This is a genomic window from Ahrensia sp. R2A130, from assembly GCF_000179775.1.
Lineage (GTDB): Bacteria > Pseudomonadota > Alphaproteobacteria > Rhizobiales > Rhizobiaceae > Pseudahrensia.
Genome location: NZ_AEEB01000042.1, coordinates 22,744 through 41,075 on the forward strand (window position 1 = coordinate 22,744; position 18,332 = coordinate 41,075).

Genomic DNA, 18,332 nt, shown 5'->3' on the forward strand with positions numbered 1-18,332 from the left:
CGATCAGGCAGCTTGAACCCGTGCCCACCAGTCCTGATAGGCGCGGATGTTGGTGGGGAAGACGTTCTGCCATGCGTTGCCGGGATTCTCGTTCCGCTCCTTCTTGCGGGCCAGTCTTTCAGTGAGAAGAGCTTTGGTGTCGGCGTCGAACTCGTCCGGATTGGACTCAATATACTCGTTGACACCTGTCATCTGCGGTGTGAAGCCGAGACCGGCCAGCGTGCGTGAACCAAACCACGGCGACAGATAGACATTGGCGAGCGCGTTGAAGCTGTCCTCCATGCCGCGCTCCTGGCCACCTTTGGTTAGCATAACCACGTTGTTCCAGGCCTGATGGCCCTCTTTCATCGAACCGTAGCGAATGTCCTGACCATTCTTGCGTGCAGCGAAGATTTGGATGACCTCCCAGCACGATGACACCAGAACCTCTTCGGAGGACAACAGGTCGGCACCGTTCTGCACACCATCCCAGAAGGTGCGGAAATGGCCTTTCTTCTTCAGGTCGATGAGGAAGCCACACACCCCTTTAACTTCGTCTTCCGTCATGTCGGAGGCGTTGACGATATCCTGTTTTCCGGACTGCTTGAGATAGATCGCCGTGTTGGTCAGCGTTGGGCCGAAATCATTCTGCATGGCCGCGCGCCCACGGAACTGTTCATCGAAAAGAGCTTCCCAAGACGTCAGCTCTTCGCCCACCTTTTCATGGTTGAAGGCGAGACTGTCGGCGTTGGAAATATAGGGAATGGCCACGACCTTACCTTCGTGGCGAATGGTGTCGGCAGCATCGCCGCCTTCTTTGTAACGCGCATCGACATTGGCCCAGTTGGGGATCTTTGACGTGTCAATTTCGACGATCGCACCTTGAGACGCGAGCGCGTCTTCCATGCCGCCGCCGTTGTCGGTCATGGCATCGTAGAGCTTGTTGCCGTCACCCACGACCATCTTCTGAATGGATTCATCGGCACGGGCGCTCTTGGCGATATTGGCGATGGAAATTCCGGCTTCTTTTTCCATGGCAGCCCAGTCCTTACCGCCGACCTTGGCAATGCCCGGTGCCCAAAGCTTGAACGGGTCGGCTGCGAAAGCACCGAGTGGGAGACTTGCGGCAGCGGCTGCCCCACCCATGATCGTGAGCATCTGGCGACGGTTGAATTCGAGTTGATCCATGGTCTGTTTCACTTTCGCTGAAGAATGGGGCGGAGCCAGTGGAGCAGACTTCACCTTTGGTTTAATTTTGTACACAGAAACATACATTCTGCAATCAATCAAATGAAGATTTTTACACGATATTGCAGAGTTATCATTCTGCAAAATAATCTATCTATATGAAATATATATAATTTATTTATCAATATGATGGTTTTCCGATCTTTCGTTTCAATGTTGTTCCGACAGAATGGACACGAATTTCTATATAATGTATGCAAAATCTATCCGAAGCCGAGCGCGGGCCAAGTTTGACCGAACCTTCACAGCCACCGCAGTTGCCGCGTTGAGCGCCGTCGTTTTCACGCGATCCAAAACCTGTGAACCGCAGATATTTGCTGCGGATTCATCGGTGAGCGAACGTTTGGTCATGCTGTGCAGGAAAGCGACTGATAGCAATGACCGACAAAGGGCTGCGTTGCATGTTCTCGATTGGGCGGGCTGTGCGCTTGCCGCGCGAGGGGAACCAATGGCTCGTACGCTGGACCGTTGGTCGACGTCGCAAGCGACACAAGGTGCAATCTGCTCGTCGATAACGGGCGCGCCTTCAACTGGCGCGGAACAGGCAGCATTCGTCAACGGTGGCCTCGGCAATCTGCTGGAAATGGACGACCTGCACCGCGCTTCAATCATGCATGCCGGTGACGTGGTGGTGCCTGCCGCGCTGGCTCAGGCGCAAGCGGTCGGCGCATCCGGCGACGCATGTCTCGATGCAGTATTGATCGGCTATGAAGCGGCTATCCGCGTTGGAATGGCGGCTGCAACCAACGGCTATTCGCCATGGTACAATTCCGCGACCTGCGGTGTCTTCGGGTCTGCCATGGCTGCCGCGCATCTTCTCGGCCTTAACGATGAGAGATGTGTCGACGCATTGGGGCAGGCGGGGATGCAGGCATCGGGCGTGTGGCAATGTCGGCTGGAACAGACCGACAGCAAGCAGCTTGCCACCGCGCACGCCGCCCGTGCCGGCATCACGGCTGCAGCTCTGGCAGCGGCAGGCTGCGCTGGAGCGCGGCAGATTCTCGAAGGGTCACTGGGCTTCTTCAAGACATACTACCCCGACGCCGATTGCGACGTCGTCGTTCACGACCCGACAAGCTCATGGGTGTTGCACGATGTCAGCTTCAAGCCATGGCCCGCCTGCCGCCACACGCATCCGCTTATCCATCTGGCGCTGCAACTGCGCGACAACGTGGATGTGCTGAACGTGAAAGCCATCGTGGCGGACACTTACGAAGCCGGGCAGGTGTTTTGCAACAACCCGGAACCGAAAACCGCCGCCGAGGCTCGTTTCAGTTTCCAGCATTGTGCAGCTATTGCACTTCTATATGGACCGCCCACCCTCGACCATTTCGACGACCGATCGCTGGTCGATGAGGCCGTTATCACCTTGCGCAACCGCATTTCCGTTCAGGTCGATGCGGGCCTGACGGAAGCGTTTCCTGCGACGATGGGTGCGAGCATCGCGGTCACTTTGTCGGACGGAACCGTCCTGCGCGACACCACGCGCCACGCGCCAGGTGATCCGCAGCTGCTGATGAGCGGTGCCGCCATCCGTGAGAAATTCATCGCCAACGCGAACCATGGCGGCGTGGCCCGTGGCGATGCAGAGCGGCTTGCCGACGCTGTATTACATCTGCCGGGCCAGCCCGACATGGTGTCGCTTAACCGTGCATTGGCCGCCATTCCACCACTCCAAAACATGATGGGAACCACTCATGGGTGATATTGCCGACATCAAACCACCGATCCCGTTCGGGGCAGTCGACCTCGAAAACGGCTGGGAACAGGTTCCGGGTGGTGCCCCCGGCGTTCAGCAGAAAATGCTCTCCGGCCTGCTTGAAGAGGATGTCAAACGCGGAGTGCGCACAAGACTCATACGCTTTCTGCCGGGAACAGTAGCACCCGACCAGTTCCTGCACGACTATTGGGAAGAGGTGTATCTGATGGACGGGATACTTATCGCTGCGGGCGAAGAGTTCTCTACGCCGTGCTACGCTTGCCGCCCGCCCGGCACGCCGCATGGGCCGTTCAGCTCTCCACAGGGCTGCGTTTTTTTCGAAATTCAATATTACGTCTGATTACAAGAAAGAGCCTCATCATGGACCTCGGTCTCACCGACAAGCATGTTCTCGTCACCGGCGCATCGAAGGGCATAGGGCTGGCCACCGCCCGCGCTTTTGCTGCCGAAGGTGCGCGGTTGACGCTGGTCGCCCGTTCGGCCGATACACTGGCCGACGCCAAACAGCAGCTTGGTGAGACAGGCTGCACGGTGGGCACCATAGCCGCCGACCTGTCCACCGACGAGGGCCGCGATGCACTTTTCGCCCGCTGTCCCGAGGTCGACATTCTGGTCAACAATGCCGGTGCCATCAAACCCGGACGTCTGGCCGATCTGGATATGGCCGACTGGCACGAGGGGTGGAGCCTGAAGGTCTTCGGCTACATCCATCTGTGCAAACTCTACAGCGCTGCGATGACGGGCAGGGGGTACGGCACCATCGTCAACATCATTGGCATGGGCGGACGGGCCGTACGCTCCAACTATATCTGCGGTGCAGCCGGCAATGCCGCGTTGATAGGCTTCACCAATGCATTGGGAGCGGAAACACCGGCATCCAACGTGCGCGTTTTCGGCATCAATCCGTCGCCGACACTGACCGACCGCATGACGACGATGTTCCGCAAACGTGCCACCGAAGAACTGGGCGATGCCGACCGCTGGCAAGAGTTGATCGACCCGAAGGCCTTCCCCTTCGGACGCCCCAAACACCCGGACGAGGTCGCGGCACTGGCCGCCATGCTGGCATCCGATAAGGTGCAATACCTGTCCGGCACCGTGATCGATATGGACGGGGGCGGGCAATGGACGGCGTAAAGGCGGATGGCCCGCAAGGCACGTCCATGATGAAGCCGATGGAGTTGGCCGACGGTCGGCTGCTAGCGACCTGCGACGGACCCGTCGGGCGGATTATCTTTAACAATCCCGACCGTATGAACGCTATGGTACTGGCCATGTGGGACGGGTTGAAACAGGCATTGGACGCCTTCGCCGCCGACGATACGATCCGCGTCGTGGTGCTTGCCGGTGCCGGTGACAGGGCTTTCGTCTCCGGTGCTGACATTACCGAGTTTGACGCCCTGCGCTCTACCGCCGAAGGCGTGCGCGACTACAACGCCCGCTCGGAAGCGGCGGACGCGGCTCTGGTCAATTTTCCTAAACCCACCATCGCGGAGATCAAAGGCTATTGCGTCGGCGGCGGCATGGGGCTGGCCATCGCCTGCGATATCCGCATCTGCGCCGATGACACCTGTATGGGCATCACCGCAGGAAAGCTGGGGCTTGGCTATGGCTACGACGGCGTACAGAAATTGGTCTCCGTTCTTGGACCATCTGTTGCTGGCGAAATTCTCTACACCGCCAAACTGTTCACGGCTGATGAGGCCTTTTCCAAAGGCATGGTGAATGAGGTCGTCGCCCGTGCAGATCTTGCCGACACCGTGGCCGAACTGGCCGGACGCATCGCGCAGAACGCACCACTTACGGTGGAGGCGGCAAAAGCGACCATACGCGCTATTACCCTATCGGGCAGCGGGAACGGCCGTGAAGATATAGACGCGCTGACCGCAGCCTGTTTCGCAAGCGAAGACTACGCCGAGGGTCGCAAGGCCTTTGCCGAGAAACGCAAACCCGTTTTCCGGAGGCGATGATGGACGACGCAATTCCACTCACCCGTGACATCGACAAGCTGCGCGAATGGATCGGCAGCAGCCGGACCGTGACCGACACCATAGACGCCCGCCGCGCCCGACTGATGGAGGCCACGCTCGACCGCGAACCGCAGGCGACGACGGGCGATGCCCTGCCGCCGTTCTGGCACTACATCTATTTCAACGACGAGATTCCCGCCTCACGACTGAAGGAAGATGGTCACGAACGGCTGGGCGGATTCCTGCCGCCCGTCGATTTGCCGCGCCGCATGTGGGCCGGTGGTCGGGTCGAAATCTACCAGCCGTTGCGGATCGGGCAGCAGGCGACGAAGACCTCTACCGTCACCGACATCACCCTGAAGTCCGGGCGCAGCGGCGCCTTATGCTTCGTCACAGTCGAGCATCGTTTCGAAGCCGACGGCGAGCCCTGTTTCACCGAGACGCAGAACATCGTCTATCGCGAAATGCCGTCTTCCGATACGATACCGCCTGCGGGCAAACCTGCACCGGAGGATCCGCAATTCCATAAGCTCGCCACCACCGATCCGGTGATGCTGTTCCGCTATTCTGCGCTGATCTTCTACGGTCACCGCATCCATTACGACATCGACTACACGCGCGATGTGGAGGGCTATCCCGGCCTCGTTGTTCACGGCCCATTGAGCGTTGCGCTGTTGACGGACATGGCAGTTGCCCAAAATCCGCAGCGGCGTCTGCGTTCATTCGATATCCGCGCCCACAGCCCGATCTTCTGCGGCGACCCGGTCCATCTGGAACTGTGCGATGATGGCGATGCCGTCACGAGCTGGGCGCGCACCGAGGACGGAACATTGTCGATGGCCGTCACCGCGCAATTCGATGCCGAACAGGAGGTGAGCTGAGCCCGTGACCAATCCACTCTACGATGCGCTGCTGGCGCCTGCTGCCGACGACGATGGTGTCTTCATGCGCCTGCCGGACGGTTCGCAGATCAGCTACCGGCAGTTCCACGACGACGTTGCCCGCGCCGCCAACGTGATGTCCGAAGCAGGCCTCGCACCTGGCGACAGGCTTGCGATGCAGGTGGAAAAATCGCCTGCCGCTCTCACGATCTACGGCGCATGCCTGATGAGCGGCGTCATTTTCCTGCCGCTCAACATGGCCTACACCGCGCAGGAGATCGGCTATTTTCTCGCCGACGCAACGCCAGGCCTCTTTGTGTGCGACCCGCACATGCTGGACGAATTGCAGCCCGTGACCGCAACAGCGAAAGCCAGTTGCCTGACACTGGACGCGCAGGGCCACGGCACGTTTCGCGACAGGGCCGATGCGATGAAGCCGCATTTCCAGCCTGCGGAACGGACGGGCGGGGATGTTGCGGCGCTGCTTTATACCTCCGGCACCACCGGCCGGTCCAAGGGGGCCATGCTGACTCATGACAACCTGCTGTCGAACGCCCGCGTGTTGTGCGACCTGTGGCGGATCACGGAGGACGACACGTTGCTGCACGCCCTTCCCATCTTCCACGCCCACGGTCTTTTCGTTGCCATCAACACCACCCTGCTGGCCAAGGCCAAACTGCTGTTCCTGCCCGGTTTCGCCATTGACCCGGTCATCGCGGCCTTGCCGAAGGCCACCACGATGATGGGCGTTCCAACCTTCTACACACGGCTGCTGGACGACCCGCGTTTCAACTCTGATCTAGTGTCGAACATTCGTCTTTTTGTCTCCGGCAGCGCGCCGTTGCTGGCCGAAACCCACGAGGCTTTCGAAGCTAGAACCGGGCACCGTATTCTGGAACGTTACGGCATGACGGAAACGTCGATGAACACGTCGAACCCCTATGACGGCGAGCGCCGTGCAGGCACCGTGGGCTTCCCACTGCCCGGTGTCGATCTGCGCATCACCGATGGTGAAGGCAGCGCGGCCTTGCCTGACGGAGACATCGGCATGGTGGAAGTGCGGGGACCGAACGTCTTCAAAGGTTATTGGAACATGCCGGAGAAAACGAGCGAGGATTTGCGCCGCGACGGCTTTCTAATCACCGGCGATCTGGGTCGCATCGACGAGAACGGCTATCTGCACATCGTCGGCCGCAACAAGGATCTTGTGATCTCCGGCGGCTACAACGTCTATCCCAAAGAGGTAGAACTCGTGATCGACGAAGAGCTCTGGGTCAAGGAATCCGCCGTGTTCGGCGTCCCCCACCACGACTTTGGAGAGGCGGTCGTTGCCGTCACCGTCACAGAAGCGGGAAGGGCGTCCGACACGGACGGGTTGGGCAGACGGATGAAGGCCCGGTTGGCGAGTTACAAACGCCCCAAGGCGATTTTCGAGGTGGCCGAATTGCCGCGCAACGCCATGGGCAAGGTGCAGAAGAACATTCTGCGCGACGGCTATGCAGGTCTCTTCGACAAGCCCGTTGGCAAGATGGGCTAGGCCGCTTTCGCCAACGCCTGTTCCAACTTCACGGCACAGGCGATTAACCACCTGTCCGACCAGGCTGGACCCATGAGCTGGACCGAGGCGGGCCGGTCGGCGTTCGGCAACTCCACCGGCACCGCGATGGCGGGGAGGCCCGCAATATTGGCCGGCGCTGTAAAATCCGCCTGATTGGCAGGGGCTGCTGTATCTGCCAGCGTCGCGCGCTGCGGCGTGGTTGGCATCAGCAGGCAATCGACGTCTAGAAACGTGCGGGCAAATCCGGCACGGGCCCGTGCCAGCACCATCATGGCAGTGGTCAGTTTTACCGCCGGAACGTCATGACCATACATCAGCAGTTTTCGCACATCGGGCGAAAACGTATCCCCCCGCGCCAGATCTTCGGCAAGCGCCACGGCACCTTCGGCCTCCAGAACCAGAAACGCGGCACGGCGCAGGTCCGGCGGCGACCAGCCCGGGACGGAAATCGCTACCACGTCATGGCCACAGAACATCAAAGCTTTGCGCACCATGGTAAGGGCGGTCAAGGTTTCGGGTTCGCAATCGACGCCGCCGATTTCGACCGGAACACCTATCCGCATTGATAGTTTCGCTTCTTTGGTGTGCCAATCGTCGGGCAGGGGAAGGCTGTCGGGATCATCGCGGTCGAACCCCGCGAGGCAATCGAGCAGCGGCAGAAGCTGCTCTGCGGTTCGTGCCATCGGTCCCACGACATCCAGTCCCAATGCCAGCGGCACGATGCCCGTGCGGCCGACCAGACCGTGTGTCGGTTTCAAACCCGCAACACCGCACCAAGAAGCTGGAATGCGGATGGAGCCCAACGTGTCCGTGCCCAGCGCTGCATCGACACATCCCGCCGCCACGGCAGCAGCCGACCCGCCGGAGCTACCCCCAGCATTGTAGCCTGGAAGACGCGGATTATCGGTGCGGCCGAAATGGACATTATCCGTCAAACCTCCAAGTGCGGCTTCGTCCATATTGAGATGGGGAACGAGATCAGCGCCTTGTTCCAGCAGGCGCATCGTGATCGAGGCATGGTTCTTGGCGATGATGCTGCTTCTGTGGGCCATGCCAGCCGAGTGGATATGACCGGCAACGGCAATGTTGGCTTTCATTCCGACGGTAAGACCCGAAAGCGGACCGTTGCCATTGGCACCGACTACAGCGGGAACCATGACCGCACTGCCTGAAATGTTGAAGCGTTTCTGCGCGGCCTGCAGGCTCATGCTCCGCTTCGCAGCCGGTTTCATTCGGCAGCGTCGACAGCAATATTTCCGTTCGGTGTTCGCGTGTCACTCAGGTCTTCTGCGATGCCCTGGCTCGTTCTGGCTGCGGCTTTTCCCGCAGCGGTTTGCGCGGCGCGTATGTGTGTACGCATGGCAGAGCCGGCCCATTCCGGCGAACGCGCACGGATCGCATCGGCAATCTCGCGGTGATGACCGGCACTACGGATTAGCTCTTCTTCGCTGTAGCGGCGGTAGGTGCGCACCACCATGCCAACATCGAAAGCCAGCGACATCAGCGCGATGAGGCGCGGTGAGCGGGCAGCCTTTGCAATGGTGCGATGGAACGCCTCATTCGCCTCGGTCATACGGGCGTGTTCGTCTTCGTTGCGCGGCGGCGTCAGGCTGGCGATTTCCTCGCTATAGCCCGTGATTAGATCCACTTCCTCGTCGGTGGCCAATTGAGCGGCCCGTTCGCAAGCATAGCATTCCAGCATCTGGCGCAGATCGAAGGCCTGCTTCATTTCATCTTCAGGAAATCGCGCAACGCGGGTAGTGTAGCCACTGTGGCGTTCGATGAAGCCTTCGTGGGTAAGCCTTCGGATCGCATCGCGTACGGGAGTTCTGCTGACACCCAACACATGGGACAGCCGCTCTTCCGTCAGCCGTTCGCCCTCCACCAGAACGCCGCTGACAATATCGGCACGAATGGTGCGATAAGCCTGCTCGGCAGCGGCAAGTTTTACGGTTCCGGATGCCATGGGCGTGCTATGCTTTCGCTTCGGTTTCAATTTTGCTCGCAGCGATCTCCCTAGATCGCAACTCGATGATATTTGTATCCCAAATTGCAGTGCTGCGTCCATCATAGACATTAGGCCCAACGATTTATCTAACGAGATTTTCGGAGAGGCACGTTGATTTAAAGCGAAAATTTGATGCAGATTTTAGTGGACTCGTCAGTCGAAAGACCTATGCCTTTTTGAGTCGCCGACCGTATTTCGAATCCAGATCGGACGCTGCGAACCACTCGATTTGACTAAGGCATAAATTCTAAAATGATGGCTGTACGATAAGAACCTTAGACGCCTAACGCTGGTTTTGTAAAAGCGAACTTAGGGCGTTCTTCTCGTGGTGGGCGTTGTCAGAGGAACGTTCTTAAGATTGGTTCGTCGGCCATCTAGCATCTTGCGATCGCCCATCGCTCACCCTTTGCTATCTCAAGACATCATCAGAGGCCATCCGGTTAGCCGTGATGATGTATGTCCGGCTCCCGCTCTCGCTGCGCAACGTTGAGGACCTGTTGCATGAGCGTGGCATCGTCATCAGCCACGAAACCATCCGCTTCTGGTGGAACAGATTTGGTTTTATGTTTGCAGGCGAAATCCGAAAAGAGCGTGTCCAGAAGATGAGTGTCTATTTGAATTGGCGGTGGCATCTGGACGAGGTGTTCGTGAGGATTAACGGCGAGACGCATTATTTATGGAGGGCAGTAGAAGTTCTCGTCAGTTCACGCCTTCGTCCACAACAACTTCAATCAGCGACGTCATCTCACCAGTCGCCATCATTTCAAATCGAACCGCGATGTTGCTTTGGGTGAGTGGCAGCAGTTGGTTGCAGCCTGAAGAACCCCGACGCAGATCAAAGCCGAACCACATTTAGTTTGTCTGACAACGCCCGCCAACGGCTTCTCCTAGTGCGTCTGAAAAATACACAAATTCTTCTGTACGAATGCGTTTCTCCATCTCGCGATACACTTGGAGCTCACGGTCCGCCTCGACGTGAATGATAGTGGGATGACCCAAGCGATCGGCGAGAGCCATATAGACGAAATCGGTCACCAAAGATTTGCCGATGACAGATCCCTGTCCATGGATTTCGATGAATACGGGCGGTGTTTTATTCGTCATGATGTTCTCCATTTTCTTTCAACTGGGCTAAAAGGCGCGCCCCTGTACGCGTGGCTATTCTTCGACTTCTCGTGGAAGCCGATTGGTTCACTTGTCCTTGTTCAATGGCTTGGTCAGGCGAATGCGCAGGGCCCCTCTGCTGCTGCATTGGAGCTCCAACACGATTGTCCGGATTTCCGACTGCCGCATTGCGCCGCCGCAGATCGGCGGTATCTGGGTTGGTCTGTGCTTCACTGCGGTCACCTGCCGAAACTGGCAGTTTCGTGCGGCCATCGGCAGCTTCCTGCGGTATTGTTCGGATCGGTGCGACAAACTGTAGAACGGAGTTTGGATTTGAGTTTTCGCCTCTCGAAGCCACTGGCGGTGCCAAGTGCGGCATAGCTTGCCTCGCTCCACCAACGATCGCAGACTGTTTACGCCTTCTGATAAGGCGTGGATGAGAGCGTCTTGCAGTTTACATTACATCCGTTAGCTTCCGAGCAGCCGATTGCATCGAGTACCTCAGCAATCAGAGCGAGCGTCATTCCCTGCACGATGAGATGTTGGAGAAGGGGATAATTTCTGTCGACGACCTGCTGCAATGGTCAGGAATTCCGATTGAATTTACGATAGATAGCTCAGGGCTTAAGTCTCGACCGGAAACTTCTCAGATAATTTCTCAATAACAACCGCTCCCGATATCTTGGGGCGCCTTTTCTGTTCCGTGGTGAACTTATGCGTCATCGTGCAAGCAGCCCGCTGGAACGAAGTCTGGAAGTGTGTCGAGGAACAGCTTCAAATCATCTGCAAGAATAAGCATTCGACCGTGTGCCTTCTTTGAGATCAGCTTCTTCCCGCGAATATGCTCGTAGAGCTTGGAGCATTTGATACTGCTCGCATTGACCGCTTCGTCTATCGGGTACGCCAATTTCATCATTTCTTCCTCTATCGAGGAGACGCAGAAATTTCAGCCTTGCGCGATTGTGTCCAAAACGTTTGGGCTCACTCGATGGAGGTCCAAACGCAGATATCACCAAGTGGTGCTGGAAAGGGGAATGGGCATAAAAATTCGAGAGAGCACGCTACGGGTATAATCAAAAAGTGGACAAATAGTGGAATCGAAGTCTAGTTAGATGCTATCGAAGCCTTATAAAATAAGGCTTTCGCAAGATATAATGGCGGATCGTCGAGTCTGACGCGAACCCGTCTCACTTTGCCCAGAAATTACCTGCTATCAGGTAAATTGCAGGGAATATTTCGACGATACGCTAATTTAGGTCGAAATCTCTGATTTATTTTCGGGGTAAAACAATGCTTTAAGCGGAGAATTCCCTACTCGAAGTTGCAGGGAATTTTTTCCATCTAGCTGGGAAATTCGCGAGGGAGGCTGGGAATGTTCTAAACCTAGAGGACCGATGAAAGTGGCTCAGTACAAAAAGTTCAGACCAACGACTTGGGATTGTAGATCGGCAGCTAATCAACTTAAATGTCGGTACTCGCGGGATGGGTTTGTGATTGGCGACTTTTCAGGTGTCGCGCGCGATGGCACGCAAGCTGGTTTCTAATGTCTAAGCGTGGATGCGGAGATGAGTGTCGTTTTGTGGCTTTCGCAGCAAGCAGGTGCAATCGAAGTCAAACAAACATCGGCAACATGCCTGAGCAATAGGTTTCACGATGCCCGCACCGACATCGGGCCAACACGCAAATTGTTGTATATTCAGGCTATGAGAGTCGCCGGTGGAACAGGCAATCTAAGCCATATGCTTGCGAAGCTCGACAAGTAAGCTGGCTATGGCCAAACGTTTTCACGGTTAAATCACGACCACGACGGGCCGACACGCGATAGCGTTTTCCTCCTTACTCCAAAGGAAAGAACGCGCCCCATGACTCTTATTGTTCAAACACACGGCTCAACACCACAACCGGAACACCAAACCGAACTACTGGCCGCAACGCCTGAAGGAGCAGATGTCAGCGTCGATGCTCAGGCCGACTTCGGCTATATCTTCCGACCGTCTGGCAATCCCGATCACTATCTGCCGGCAGCTTCGCTCGACGAGCTGGATGCTTTGGGAAATTTGATGGTCTTTGATCCCGAAGACCAGATTCCCAACTCCACTCTTCCTCCATTGTTGACCTATTGGGGCCAGTTTCTTGATCATGAACTGTCCGCGAAGACCGATCGCGATAACGATTTTACCAACATCGAAATAGGTGATCCGACCCAGACGGCCGAGACAATCGAGCAGGGTTTCAAAAACGCCCGAACCCCCCGTTTCGACCTCGATAGCATTTACGGCGGCACGCCGATTGGTCCCGGAATTGGAGCAGAAATTGCTACGATCATTTCTGGGATGCGTCATCCCGATCATCCCGAGAAGATGCGGGTTCGCACTACCGATGGCATCGATCTACCGGACGGGTTGGACAAGCACAGGGATCTGCCGCGCTTCAGTCAAGTCAGCGATGAGGTGCGCCAAGCCTATCTCAAATTGGCTAAAGCAAAGCTCGATCCGCAAGAGTTCGAAGAGTTCAGGGACAAGTTACCAAAACGAGCTATCATAGGCGATATGCGCAATGACGAGAATCTGATCGTCGCCCAGTTCCACCTCAGCTTTCTGCGGTTCCACAACAAGGTTATCGACTTTCTGCAGGCGAACGATACCGGTTGGGTAGCTGATTTTGGCGCTGCCAAAACCCTTACTAAATTGCACTACCAATGGCTAATCGCTAATGTTTATCTGCCCAACATCTGCGATCCTGATGTCGTTGAAAGGGTATTGCAGTCTCGCGCCAAGCATTTTTTCAGCTTCCGCGATGCACATCGTCAGGACAACAATGCGTCGGCCTTTGGCCATGCCTTGCCACTGGAATTTTCCGGTGCCGCCTTCCGGTTTGCTCATACGATGGTGCGGGCAGGATATGACTACAATCGTAATTTTGGGTTGGAAGCCAACATTATTCCGTCGGCGGAATTCGATGCTCTGTTCGCTTTCACAGGAGGTGGTGGACTTGGCGAAAAGATTGGACTTGGCGGCAACGAAACTCTTCCGGGCAATTGGGTCATCGACTGGAACCGGTTTCTCAATGTGCAGGGTCCGCAAAACGATGAAACGCCAGGCCGCTCCGCAAGGCCGATCGATACCCAGATCGCACCACCTCTCGCCAAGATGCTCAACGAAGGCGAAGAGGAAGGGATCTCAGAAGCCGTCAAAGCAATGATGAAGCAACTCGCCCGTCGCAATCTGCGCCGAGGGTTCTCGCTTCGGCTGCCAACAGGACAGGCATTGCATGAGCAGTTGCATGCCGATGGCGTTGTGACGAGCGCGCCGCAGGCTGATGTGACGGCTTGGCTCGACAACAAACCAGACGTTGCTGACTTCATGCGCAACAGCTCCGCAAAGCTGCACGAGCGCACGCCTCTGTGGTTCTATTGCCTTGCAGAAGCGGAAGCTGGCGGCGGTAATCAACTGGGCGAGGTGGGCAGTTTTCTGGTCGCCAGCACGTTTTTGGGCACGCTGTTTGCCGATCCAGACAGCGCTTTGTCGACGCGGTTCGACCCAATCGACAGCCCATTGAAAACCCCTGAAGGCCAGCCCATCGACTCGATGGAAGCGTGGATGAAGTTCGCTCTCGTTCTGGAATGAGCGTGCCCCCGTTTGCTCTTCTTTTTTGCTTTGGCGGCCCCCTCCCAACTGCCCGAGTGAATGGAGGAGCAAACGGATTGACCGGACAATTGCAAAGGCGGGGCGGGACAGGCGACAAAGCCTTTTCCCGCCGCGCATTTTTCGATGATTTGAAAGGGCGTGTGTCATGCCGAAAATGATTTTTCTTCCCAACCGGAAATGCACAATCGAAGAGACTGTGGCCTGTGTCGCAGATATTGCGGCCCCCCAATCTGAAATATCCGTCGCCAGCGTCGTTTTCGCAAAGGCGGGGCCAACTCTTACCTCGCTGGCCTCAGCCCCGGCGCTGCGAGAGAAGGCTGGGCGCAGCCGCCTCAAGAGGCTGGAAATTCTCGATGTTGCGTCAAACGGCATGGCCGCACTGGTAGACGTGCCGCAACGACGTAAACTTCCCACCTCTGAGAAGGGCACGTTCCACCCGCTTGTCACTTACGTGCCTGTGTCGCTTGCCACTCGCTTGCGACCCATGCCGGTGGAACTGACGTCGGGTCTGATGGCCGCGCCGATCTTCACCGTGCAACTAGTTGATGCCACGACGGGAGCGCCCGTGGCCGATGCTTTGACCTCGCTCTCCGTTCCCGGTGGACCGCAAGATGTAGATGCCTATTCGGATGATCAGGGAAAGGTCAGGTTCCGCTTGAGAAAGAGGCATGTGGAGGATGCCCGGCTCTTGGTCCAACCTGGACGGGGCGGACATTGGGGCCTGTTTCTAGACAATGTGGACATTGCCAACGGCGATGTTTTCAAACTGGAATCCGTCGATCTCGATCAGAAGAACGATTGTCTGCGCCAGCTTTTAAGGCCGGGACATGCTGAACATGGAAGAGGTGTAAAAGTCGGAATTCTCGATTCTGGTGTTGGCCCCCATCCCGACCTTCCAAATGTCACTGGCGACCTTGACAATTCACGAGCTCATGGAACGCATGTTGCCGGTATTATCGGTGGGCGCGGTGCAGGCAATAAGGCCGGCGTTGCTCCGGGTGTTTCTCTTATGAGCTATCAAATTGCGGATGATCCTGAGACGGGAGCAGCCAGCAATTTCCAGATATTTTCCGCCGTCTCAAAAGCAATTGATGATGGCTGCGACATCATCAATTTAAGCTTCAAAGACGAGAACGAAACAGACGAACATTTCGATGATCCGGTCTTGTCGAGTGCAATTCGGGATGCTTGTGACCGGGGGATTTTGTGTGTCGCGGCTGCAGGAAATGACGGTCGCCGGCACGTGGCATTTCCAGCGCGACACCCCGATGCGGTCTCTGTTGCCGCCCTAGGTTGGGAGCCGGGACTGCCGCAAAATGCCTATGATCGCATCACGATCAACGATCCGCGCGGGCGCGACGACGGCGCACTATTTTTCGGCAGTTTTTCGAACATCGGGACGGAAGGAACGCAAGTCGACATCGTTGCCCCGGGCGTGGGTGTCGTGTCGACAATTCCGGGCGGGCAATACGTGCCTCTTTCCGGAACGTCGATGGCGTGTCCGGCAACTGTCGGTATGGTGGCCCGGTTGTTGGGTGAGCGGCCGGACATATTGAACATGGAGCGGTCCCGCCCCAGAATGGAGGCTATCAAAGCGCTACTGTTTGAAAATTCCTCGACCTCAGGCTTCGACAGGGAATATGAGGGGCACGGTATGCCGCACGATGATTGGTCGCGTGCGACGGTTTGATGACCACGAAATCTGGACAGGATCAAGCCATGCGAAACTTCGTTTTCATTCTGCAGCGCGAACAGAAGAAAGAGGCGGAAACCCTTGCGCAACAAGCATCGGAAATTTCTGGCGTTGCAGCGGCACGAGTGGTTGGCACGTTTATCGACCTGGAATTGGATCGGCAGGCTGAGCCGCTGGACGCGGGGATAAATAAAGCGCTGGAAGAATTCGCCGCACAACGCGGTCTGGTTCTGGCGCCAGTGAGAAAGCCGCAGATTATGGAAACCATACCTTTGCCGCCGCGCAAGCCGGACGGCAATGACAAATAGCGGCCACCCCTACGTGTCTTTACTAGTATGAAATACGCATAGCTTGTCGGCAAACTCGATGAGCCATGCGAGAGCTTGGTCAATTTCTGGCGTTCCGTCCCGCGCGGCGAACACCGAGGGCTCAAAAAGCACTTTAATCTGAGGCCAGGCATCGCAAAAATCGCTCATATCGCGAAGGTCTCGCACTTGTGCCAAAGCACTGTCAATCTGCTGGGCGGTCGGTTCCACGAGGTGTCCTGATAAATTCAATTGCCGTTGAAATTTAGACTAGGAGTATGTTGCTTCCCGCGTGCGTGAATAAAACGTGAAAGACCTTTTCACATGTTCGGAAATAGGGAAATCTGAAATTCGCTGAACATTTACTTGCAAATGAACGCGATGGGGAGGGGACCATGACTGGATTACGGAAAGTGGAGGTGCGCCTGTATGGCGCATTTTCAATGTATTGGGTCGACGGCACGCCGCTCCCCCTTAAAACAATTAAATCGCGCGCTTTAATCGCAATTTTGTGCATGGCACACGGCGGCACGCATACGCGGGCCTGGCTCCAGGAGTGTCTTTGGGGGCGGTCCCACAACAGTGAAGACCGCATCAATCTACGTCAGGCACTCAGCAGCATTCGCAAAACCTTTGGCGCAGACTTCGATACGATTTTCACCCTGACTAATGTGGATATCACGCTGAATTTGGACCGGGTCAAACTGGTTGGTGATCGTCGCGATGGCGCTTTGCTGGAAGGCATCGACATTTCGGAAGACTTGTTTTGTGATTGGCTGCACGACAAACGCGAGATGACCCTGGTGCAAAGCGCTTCGACGCTCTCACCGTCGGAATTTCTGCACGACAATCCGATGCCGACCCTAGCCGTCCTGCCGTTAATGAGTATTTCGAGTTCGCGACACGAAAGCCATTGCGGTGACTTGATCGCATTGGAAGTTATCCGCTCACTTTCGCGTTCACGCATCATCAACGTTATCTCGCATCTGTCCAGTCGACAGTTTCAACTCGAAACCATTGAGCTGTCGGATGTGCGCCAACGTCTGAATGTCAATTACGCCATGACGGGCACCGTGCGCGTGAATGGTTCCCACGTCCACCTGGAGGCCGAGCTTCTATCGACCAAAACTGGTCAGGTGCTCATTTCTATGCCGTTCGAGGCGCGACTTGAATCAATTCTTGCCGGGTGTTCCGAAATGATTCGCAAGATCAGCACCATGGTAGGGCAGGCGATCCTGTCTGCCTCTGTTGAACTTGCCCAGAATACACCGCTCCCAAAAGTCCCTGCTCATGCGCTGCTGATGTCGTCGATCAATTTGATTCACCGTTCTGATCTTGCCCCGTTTGCGCGGGCGCGGCGCAATCTGGAGGAGTTAGTGGAGAGGGCGCCGAACTTCTCTATTCCCAAAGCGTGGCTTGCCAAATGGTATATTCTGGCAATTGCCCAGAACTGGAGCAGCGACGTCGCTATTGACACCATGATGGCGTCAAAATGGGCGGACGAAGCCCTTGGCACCAACCCCGTCTGTTCGTTTTCGCTTGCAGTGGACGGGATGATCCAGAATCAGAAAACCGGTTCTTTCGATCTGGCGCGGAACCGTTTTGACGACGCGCTCAATATCGACCCCAACAATGCAATCGCGTGGTTATTGACCGCGCGTCTCCATGCTTTTGTCGGCGACGGGGAAAAGGCGACACAATGCGCGCATCGGGCCAATGTTTTATCGCCGATCGATCCTAATCGCTATTTTTTCCAAACCATCACGGCCACGGCACACCTCGCCAACGACGAGCCAGAAAAAGCGTTGGATTTAACCGAGCGGTCGCTGGCCTCCAACCGCACCCATGCCTCTACGTTGCGCACCAAGACCATCGCGCTTCAGCAGTTGGGCCGCCACGACGAAGCGCAGAAAACCGCATGCTCCATCGTCAAGCTGGAACCCAGTTTTTCGATTGAGAGATACCGCCGCAGCCACCCGGCAATGGAATATCCAATCGGCACTGTATGGGCCGATGCCCTCGCCGATGCCGGCATCCCCAAAACCTAGTCATCTCATTCAACACACAAGATACAGGAACTTACGATGTCAGCATTGACCCAACTTACCGGCGCTACGGGCGCAACCGGAGCTACTGGTGCGACAGGCGCAACGGGTGCAACCGGAATGACGGCCCTAACAGGGGCGACTGGCGCGACTGGCGCGACAGGCGCCACTGGC

17 protein-coding genes and 1 pseudogene are annotated in these 18,332 nt (G+C 56.6%); 12 read left to right on the top strand and 6 right to left on the bottom strand.

All coding sequences use genetic code 11. The features are described from left to right. Positions 1-3: 3 nt before the first annotated feature. The gene (locus R2A130_RS16750; RefSeq protein WP_009465389.1) at positions 4-1,167 is read right to left on the bottom strand and encodes a PotD/PotF family extracellular solute-binding protein; all 1,164 of its coding nucleotides are present in this window, start codon (positions 1,165-1,167) and stop codon (positions 4-6) included. Between the two features lie 409 nt (positions 1,168-1,576). Between R2A130_RS16750 and R2A130_RS16755 the strand changes: the two genes are divergently transcribed. The 6 genes from R2A130_RS16755 to R2A130_RS16780 are packed head-to-tail and all read left to right on the top strand — an operon-like array spanning position 1,577 to position 7,335. After that, positions 1,577-2,932, top strand: coding sequence for an MmgE/PrpD family protein (locus tag R2A130_RS16755; protein WP_247869292.1), 1,356 nt, complete (start codon positions 1,577-1,579; stop codon positions 2,930-2,932). Then, positions 2,925-3,287, top strand: coding sequence for a cupin domain-containing protein (locus tag R2A130_RS16760; RefSeq protein WP_009465391.1), 363 nt, complete (start codon positions 2,925-2,927; stop codon positions 3,285-3,287). The genes R2A130_RS16755 and R2A130_RS16760 overlap by 8 nt, the downstream gene beginning before the upstream one ends. A 20-nt stretch (positions 3,288-3,307) precedes the next feature. Then, on the top strand, positions 3,308-4,084 hold the full coding sequence (locus R2A130_RS16765; protein WP_009465392.1) for a short-chain dehydrogenase/reductase: 777 nt from the start codon (positions 3,308-3,310) through the stop codon (positions 4,082-4,084). Continuing rightward, positions 4,072-4,917, top strand: a complete 846-nt coding sequence (locus R2A130_RS16770) for an enoyl-CoA hydratase (protein ID WP_009465393.1) — start codon at positions 4,072-4,074, stop codon at positions 4,915-4,917. The genes R2A130_RS16765 and R2A130_RS16770 overlap by 13 nt, the downstream gene beginning before the upstream one ends. Further along, complete coding sequence (locus R2A130_RS16775) at positions 4,917-5,798, top strand: MaoC family dehydratase N-terminal domain-containing protein (RefSeq protein ID WP_009465394.1); 882 nt, start codon at positions 4,917-4,919, stop codon at positions 5,796-5,798. Before R2A130_RS16770 ends, R2A130_RS16775 begins: the two co-directional genes overlap by 1 nt. Positions 5,799-5,802: 4 nt before the next feature. Continuing rightward, positions 5,803-7,335: a malonyl-CoA synthase gene (locus tag R2A130_RS16780; RefSeq protein ID WP_009465395.1), complete on the top strand. Its 1,533-nt coding sequence runs from the start codon at positions 5,803-5,805 to the stop codon at positions 7,333-7,335. Here R2A130_RS16780 and R2A130_RS16785 read toward each other — a convergent pair. After that, positions 7,332-8,564: an amidase gene (locus R2A130_RS16785; RefSeq protein WP_009465396.1), complete on the bottom strand. Its 1,233-nt coding sequence runs from the start codon at positions 8,562-8,564 to the stop codon at positions 7,332-7,334. The genes R2A130_RS16780 and R2A130_RS16785 overlap by 4 nt on opposite strands. Positions 8,565-8,584: 20 nt before the next feature. Then, positions 8,585-9,322 (bottom strand): GntR family transcriptional regulator, encoded by a 738-nt coding sequence (locus tag R2A130_RS16790; protein ID WP_009465397.1) that lies wholly within the window; start codon positions 9,320-9,322, stop codon positions 8,585-8,587. 476 nt (positions 9,323-9,798) lie between these two features. Here R2A130_RS16790 and R2A130_RS19185 point away from each other — a divergent pair. Together R2A130_RS19185 and R2A130_RS18995 are read left to right on the top strand one after the other, a co-directional pair. Beyond that, positions 9,799-9,925 (top strand): annotated as a pseudogene (locus tag R2A130_RS19185) (IS6 family transposase); the annotation flags it as partial. A 41-nt stretch (positions 9,926-9,966) separates the two neighbouring features. Next, a complete protein-coding gene (locus R2A130_RS18995) occupies positions 9,967-10,158 on the top strand; it encodes a transposase (RefSeq protein WP_247869294.1) in 192 nt (63 codons plus the stop codon). Between the two features lie 58 nt (positions 10,159-10,216). Here R2A130_RS18995 and R2A130_RS16800 read toward each other — a convergent pair whose 3' ends face one another. Together R2A130_RS16800 and R2A130_RS16810 are read right to left on the bottom strand one after the other, a co-directional pair. Next, positions 10,217-10,468, bottom strand: a complete 252-nt coding sequence (locus R2A130_RS16800; protein ID WP_156798588.1) for a hypothetical protein — start codon at positions 10,466-10,468, stop codon at positions 10,217-10,219. Positions 10,469-11,180: 712 nt separating this feature from the next. Next, the gene (locus tag R2A130_RS16810) at positions 11,181-11,384 is read right to left on the bottom strand and encodes a hypothetical protein (RefSeq protein ID WP_040306464.1); all 204 of its coding nucleotides are present in this window, start codon (positions 11,382-11,384) and stop codon (positions 11,181-11,183) included. A gap of 946 nt (positions 11,385-12,330) precedes the next feature. Between R2A130_RS16810 and R2A130_RS16820 the strand changes: the two genes are divergently transcribed. The 3 genes from R2A130_RS16820 (at position 12,331) to R2A130_RS16830 (ending at position 16,116) form a co-directional block, all read left to right on the top strand. Continuing rightward, positions 12,331-14,094 carry a heme peroxidase family protein gene (locus R2A130_RS16820; RefSeq protein ID WP_009465402.1) on the top strand — a complete coding sequence of 588 codons (1,764 nt, stop codon included), beginning with the start codon at positions 12,331-12,333 and terminating at the stop codon, positions 14,092-14,094. Positions 14,095-14,626: 532 nt separating this feature from the next. Continuing rightward, positions 14,627-15,805, top strand: a complete 1,179-nt coding sequence (locus R2A130_RS16825) for a S8 family serine peptidase (protein WP_198008829.1) — start codon at positions 14,627-14,629, stop codon at positions 15,803-15,805. Further along, the gene (locus tag R2A130_RS16830; protein ID WP_040306466.1) at positions 15,805-16,116 is read left to right on the top strand and encodes a hypothetical protein; all 312 of its coding nucleotides are present in this window, start codon (positions 15,805-15,807) and stop codon (positions 16,114-16,116) included. Before R2A130_RS16825 ends, R2A130_RS16830 begins: the two co-directional genes overlap by 1 nt. Before the next feature lie 9 nt (positions 16,117-16,125). Here the strand turns inward: R2A130_RS16830 and R2A130_RS16835 are convergent, their stop codons facing one another. Further along, entirely contained in the window at positions 16,126-16,344 is a 219-nt protein-coding gene (locus R2A130_RS16835) for a hypothetical protein (RefSeq protein WP_009465405.1), read from the bottom strand. Positions 16,345-16,508: 164 nt separating this feature from the next. Between R2A130_RS16835 and R2A130_RS16840 the strand changes: the two genes are divergently transcribed. Then, complete coding sequence (locus tag R2A130_RS16840; protein WP_156798589.1) at positions 16,509-18,161, top strand: hypothetical protein; 1,653 nt, start codon at positions 16,509-16,511, stop codon at positions 18,159-18,161. The last annotated feature ends 171 nt before the right edge of the window (positions 18,162-18,332 follow it).

Bases quoted from the DNA above. Each gene is read 5' to 3' on its own strand.
- R2A130_RS16765 (WP_009465392.1), top strand. From the start codon at position 3,308: ATGGACCTCGGTCTCACCGACAAGCATGTTCTCGTCACCGGCGCATCG.
- R2A130_RS16790 (WP_009465397.1), bottom strand. From the start codon at position 9,322: ATGGCATCCGGAACCGTAAAACTTGCCGCTGCCGAGCAGGCTTATCGC.
- R2A130_RS18995 (WP_247869294.1), top strand. From the start codon at position 9,967: ATGAGTGTCTATTTGAATTGGCGGTGGCATCTGGACGAGGTGTTCGTG.
- R2A130_RS16750 (WP_009465389.1), bottom strand. From the start codon at position 1,167: ATGGATCAACTCGAATTCAACCGTCGCCAGATGCTCACGATCATGGGT.
- R2A130_RS16800 (WP_156798588.1), bottom strand. From the start codon at position 10,468: ATGACGAATAAAACACCGCCCGTATTCATCGAAATCCATGGACAGGGA.
- R2A130_RS16760 (WP_009465391.1), top strand. From the start codon at position 2,925: ATGGGTGATATTGCCGACATCAAACCACCGATCCCGTTCGGGGCAGTC.
- R2A130_RS16810 (WP_040306464.1), bottom strand. From the start codon at position 11,384: ATGATGAAATTGGCGTACCCGATAGACGAAGCGGTCAATGCGAGCAGT.
- R2A130_RS16785 (WP_009465396.1), bottom strand. From the start codon at position 8,564: ATGAGCCTGCAGGCCGCGCAGAAACGCTTCAACATTTCAGGCAGTGCG.
- R2A130_RS16825 (WP_198008829.1), top strand. From the start codon at position 14,627: ATGGCCGCGCCGATCTTCACCGTGCAACTAGTTGATGCCACGACGGGA.
- R2A130_RS16830 (WP_040306466.1), top strand. From the start codon at position 15,805: ATGACCACGAAATCTGGACAGGATCAAGCCATGCGAAACTTCGTTTTC.
- R2A130_RS16770 (WP_009465393.1), top strand. From the start codon at position 4,072: ATGGACGGCGTAAAGGCGGATGGCCCGCAAGGCACGTCCATGATGAAG.
- R2A130_RS16840 (WP_156798589.1), top strand. From the start codon at position 16,509: ATGACTGGATTACGGAAAGTGGAGGTGCGCCTGTATGGCGCATTTTCA.
- R2A130_RS16775 (WP_009465394.1), top strand. From the start codon at position 4,917: ATGGACGACGCAATTCCACTCACCCGTGACATCGACAAGCTGCGCGAA.
- R2A130_RS16820 (WP_009465402.1), top strand. From the start codon at position 12,331: ATGACTCTTATTGTTCAAACACACGGCTCAACACCACAACCGGAACAC.
- R2A130_RS16755 (WP_247869292.1), top strand. From the start codon at position 1,577: ATGCTGTGCAGGAAAGCGACTGATAGCAATGACCGACAAAGGGCTGCG.